Origin of the sequence: uncultured Parasphingorhabdus sp., assembly GCF_963975735.1 — a bacterium.
Lineage (GTDB): Bacteria > Pseudomonadota > Alphaproteobacteria > Sphingomonadales > Sphingomonadaceae > Parasphingorhabdus.
The window spans coordinates 1-4,591 of record NZ_CAXBIA010000032.1 but is presented as its reverse complement, the minus strand read 5'-3'; the positions used below and the strand labels follow the sequence as shown (position 1 = coordinate 4,591).

At 54.1% G+C, this 4,591-nt stretch carries 4 protein-coding genes; 3 read left to right on the top strand and 1 reads right to left on the bottom strand.

Annotated elements, in window-relative coordinates; translation table 11 throughout:
• The first annotated feature begins 264 nt into the window (after positions 1-264).
• Both AACZ86_RS16415 and AACZ86_RS16410 read left to right on the top strand, forming a co-directional pair.
• On the top strand, positions 265-2,448 hold the full coding sequence (locus AACZ86_RS16415) for a TonB-dependent receptor (RefSeq protein WP_339694738.1): 2,184 nt from the start codon (positions 265-267) through the stop codon (positions 2,446-2,448).
• A complete protein-coding gene (locus AACZ86_RS16410; RefSeq protein ID WP_335660901.1) occupies positions 2,448-3,518 on the top strand; it encodes a PepSY-associated TM helix domain-containing protein in 1,071 nt (356 codons plus the stop codon). Before AACZ86_RS16415 ends, AACZ86_RS16410 begins: the two co-directional genes overlap by 1 nt.
• 218 nt (positions 3,519-3,736) lie before the next feature.
• Here AACZ86_RS16410 and AACZ86_RS16405 read toward each other — a convergent pair whose 3' ends face one another.
• Positions 3,737-4,135: a helix-turn-helix domain-containing protein gene (locus AACZ86_RS16405; RefSeq protein WP_335660900.1), complete on the bottom strand. Its 399-nt coding sequence runs from the start codon at positions 4,133-4,135 to the stop codon at positions 3,737-3,739.
• Between the two features lie 64 nt (positions 4,136-4,199).
• Here AACZ86_RS16405 and AACZ86_RS16400 point away from each other — a divergent pair.
• Positions 4,200-4,591 (top strand): mercuric transporter MerT family protein (locus AACZ86_RS16400; protein ID WP_339694731.1); only part of this gene is annotated, 392 nt, incomplete at its 3' end.

Here is a 4,591-nt window from a genome sequence, read left to right as displayed (position 1 = left end):
TGAGCAAGTGCTAACCTCTAGGCTGCTCAGGCCCCGACCCGATAGCACCAAGTGCGGCTAAACTGGAAAGCCGTCCTTCTGCTGTCTGATTTAAAATCGAGAGTCATGAAAAGCAGACTGTCAGTCTGGTTCGCAGGATATTGGCAAGCTTACAACCATTCCGCTCGCTTCAAAATATTCGAAAGAATCCAATAGGTCTATTGACCTTTGCTATTATTGCGAATAATTCGCATTCGCATTAGAGATTAGACAGGGAATTATATCGTGAATCGGACACCGCATTTCAAAAACTTGGCAGCTTTCGGGATATTGCTGTTTGCCATGCACTCTCCTGCCGCATGGGCACAGGACGGCGGCGAGACCCAATCGCAAAACCAAAATCAACGAGATGACGATGTTAGCCGGGCAGACGAATTCAAACCCGCAATTATCGTGACCGCATCGCGCGTCAACAAACCGATCAGCGCCATTCCGAACAGCGTTCGCGTCATTGACCGCGAGACGATCGACCAGCAATTGTCGGTCAGCACGAGCCTCCTCGATAGCCTCAGTTTTTCCATTCCCAGCCTGACCCCCGGACGGCAGAAGATGACAAGCAGTAGCGTCACCCTGCGCGGGCGCACGCCGCTTTATCTACTCGACAATATTCCGCAATCGACTCCCTTGCGCAACGGTGAGCGTAGCGGATTCACCATCGACCCCGCGTTTGTCGACCGCGTCGAGGTGATTTACGGTGCCAATGCCATTCAGGGTGTGGGCGCGACCGGCGGTGTCATCAATTATGTCACCGTCGCCCCGCCAACGAATGGCGACCTGCTGGCGAAAGTTTCCGCCGAAATCTCGACCGACGACTTTGAAGACAATGGCTTCCACACACGGCTCACGGGTCTGGTGGGTCAAAAAATTGGTGCTGTGGATTTTGTCGTCGCCGGGGCCTACCAGAAAAACGACTTATATTATGACGGAAACGGTAACGCGGTGGGCGTCGATCCCACACAGGGCGACCTTGCCGACACCACATCCTATAATGTCTTCGGGAAGCTTGGTCTCGACATTGATGACAGCAAACGGATCGAACTGACGGCCAATTATTTCAATCTTGCTGGTGACGGCGATTATGTTCGCGTCGACGGCGACATTGCAGCAGGTATTCCCGCAACCAGCGCCCGCGGCGTACCGGCTGGAGACCCTACCTACAATGAAGCCGTAAATCTGGCCCTGTCCTATACTGACAGGGACCTGTTCGGCGGCAAGCTGTCGCTCGCGGGATATTATTATGATTTCTACGCGCTATATGGCGGAGATGCGTTCCCGGTGTTTCAGGATGTGTCGATTGCGCCAGCGGGCAGCCTGTTCGATCAGTCAGCATTGGCATCGGAAAAATATGGCGCAAAGCTGACCTATGTGCGCGAAGATACGTTATGGAACGGGCTGCAGATCGCGGCAGGTGCCGACTATCTGCATGACGAGACCTTTCAGGAACTGGCACAGACGGACAGGCTCTGGGTGCCGTTGCTGAAATTCCAGGAATTCGCGCCCTTCGTGCAGCTCGAGCAGACCTTCCTCAACGAGGCCGTGCGTCTGTCCGGCGGGCTGCGCTACGAGAATGTGGCGCTCGACGTGCCCGATTTCACCACGATCGCGAGCGCCGGATCTACCTTTGTCCAAGGCTCTTCGCTGACATTCGACAAGCTGCTCGGAAATGCCGGCATCGTCGTCGAACCGCTGGAAGGACTGACATTCTTTTCATCTTATGCGCAGGGCTTCACCATGCCGGACGCCGGCCTGGTTCTGCGTTCCGTCAACACGCCCGGACAGACGGTGGCCGATCTCATCGATCTGCAGCCGGTCATTGCCGACAATATCGAAATCGGGGCGGGCTATCACAAAGACGGCCTGAACCTCGATGCCAGCTATTTCTGGTCCAATTCCGATCTGGGTTCGCGGATTCAGGTGGTCAATGGCGCGGGACAAATCCGGCGGGAACGCACCGAGATTTCCGGGTTCGAATTTGCTGCCGATTACCATTTCCCATCCGGATTTGGCTTCGGTGCCAATTTTGCAAAACTCTACGGTCGCTTTGACAGCGACGGGGATGATATCGTCGACCGCGATCTGGACGGACGCAATATTTCACCAGACCGGCTGAATTTGTTCGTCGAAGGTCCGATTGCAGCTGGCCTGTCAGCACGGCTTCAGTCATCGACCTTTTTTGACCGGACATTCGATGGCGGATTGCCACAGAATGATTTTGACGGATTTACACTGGTTGACCTTGCACTGTCATACACAGGTAACGACTTTGGCGATTTCAGCCTGGGCATCCAGAATATTCTCGATAAGCAATATATTACCTATTATGCGCAGACGGTTACGTTCGTGAATGACAGCACTTATGTATCCGGCCGTGGACGTGCGTTCACGCTGGGCTGGAAATATAGCTTCTGATGCAGCTGGTCGCGTCGATCCATCGTTGGGCCGGCGGATTAATCGGTCTGCTGCTGGCCTTGCTTGGCCTGACCGGCGCTTTGTTGTTGTGGAAGGGCGCCTGGCTGCGTCTGACAGTGTCGGCGGAAGCTGTTGTTGAGACCGACCCGGCCACACTTGGCGCGCTTACGCAGAATATTCTAGCTGGTTCGACCCAAACACCGACCTCCATCGTTTTTGCCAACAGCGATATTGCCCTCCACACGGTGCGCACCGGACCGGACAGCGGCTTTTATGCCGATGCCAGCGGATCGGCGATAACGTCATGGGACAGCATCTGGGCTCGCTCGGAAATTTTTCTGTTTGATCTGCACCACCATCTGCTTGTCGGGGAAGCGGGAGAGACGGTCAGCGGCATTGCCGGACTGGTCGGGCTTGGATTCATCATTACCGGACTGATATTGTGGTGGCCGACACGAAAGACATTCAGGTTGCGCCTGTGGCCTGCCAGAATGACAAGACCCGCAATCATCAGGCAACACCGCGATATGGGCGTGATACTCGCGCCTTTGCTGTTCCTCACCATGTTGACCGGTGTGATGATGACGCTCAAGCCGGTCGCGGAACTTTTGCTGTCGCCTTTCTCCAGCGCAGCTGAAATGGAGTCGGCACTCGAACCGCCGAAAGTGGCCGCGGGTCCTGCGGATAATGCCGATTGGCCTCGCATCACGGCAGTGGCGCAAGCGCGCTTTCCTGATGCCACCATCCGTATCATCGGACTGCCGCGAAAGGCGGGCGATCCCGTGGCCATCCGGTTGAAGCGGCCGGGTGAATGGCACAATAATGGCCGCACGATCATCTGGTTTGATGGCGCAACCGGCAATCTTCTTCGTGCTAAAGATGCGCTCGCGATGCCGCAGGGTTTGCAGCTATTCAATCTCACCTATCCGCTCCATGCGGCAAAGGTTGGCGGTACAGCCTATAAAGTCGTGCAGACGATTGCCGGTTTGGCATTGGCACTGCTGGGTAGTCTGGCCGTGTGGAGTTTTTGGTTCCGAAGAAAAGCAATACCGAAACCGATAAAGCCCTGAACGGTCGGGTCGCCACAATGGCAAGAGGGTCCTCTGTAGCGGGACAACCTGCTCACCAAACGTGATCGGCGGCTCGCCGAACTCGAACGAGTGGATGTTTTGGGGCAGCAATTAGCTCGCACTATTTGTCCAACTTTTACGTCGATAGCGGTCCTTAGTGCCGATGCTTGCAACCCTGACAGTCCTGTTGGCGCGCGCGATATAGGATAAAGCTGTCCTCAATGAAACATTGCATCAACGATGGCGCAGTCCGGTACTTCTCCGCCATCACATTTCTGCGCCATGTCCGACAATGTGTGCTCCAGACGTTTTAAATCGGATATTTTCCGTTGAATACTGGTAATGTGATCGTTGGTTACGGCCAACACTTCTCCGCACGTATATTCGTTGGAATAGACCAGGCTAAGAAGACCTCTTAGCTCCGCAATTGAAAAACCGAGTTCCCGCGCGCGCAGAATGAAGCGTAACCGTGCCTGGTCATCAGGCGAATAGACCCTGTGACCACTGCTTGTTCGATCAACGGCGCGTAACAGCTCGATATTCTCGTAATATCGTATCGTTTCGATGTTGCAGCCGGCGATTTTGGCCAGTTTTCCGCGCTTGACAGATTGTTGCATAAAAAGTCCTTGTTCCTGTAGTTACTACAGAGCGTATAGTTATCTCCATCGAAGATCAATCGCAATGAAAGATACGATATTGCCAGAGACCGTTAAGACAGAAATGCCCCCACAATCGCCAGAAAAGCAAAGTTGGTGGGCAGTGGGCGGCATAGCAGGCGCAATTTTGGCATCGTCCTGCTGTATTGTACCGCTCGTCCTTGTAACCCTTGGCGTAAGCGGAGCGTGGATTGGCAATCTTACCGCTCTTGAACCTTATAAGTGGTACTTTGTCGCAATAACTCTCGGGTTTTTGGCAGCGGGTTTTTGGCATGTCTATTTTCGGACAAGACCTGACTGTGAAGACGGTTCCTATTGTGCTCGCCCACAATCATCAATCATCACGAAATCTGCCCTGTGGCTGGGCACATCACTCATCGCTTTATCAATCACAATCGATTGGTGGGCACCGTATTT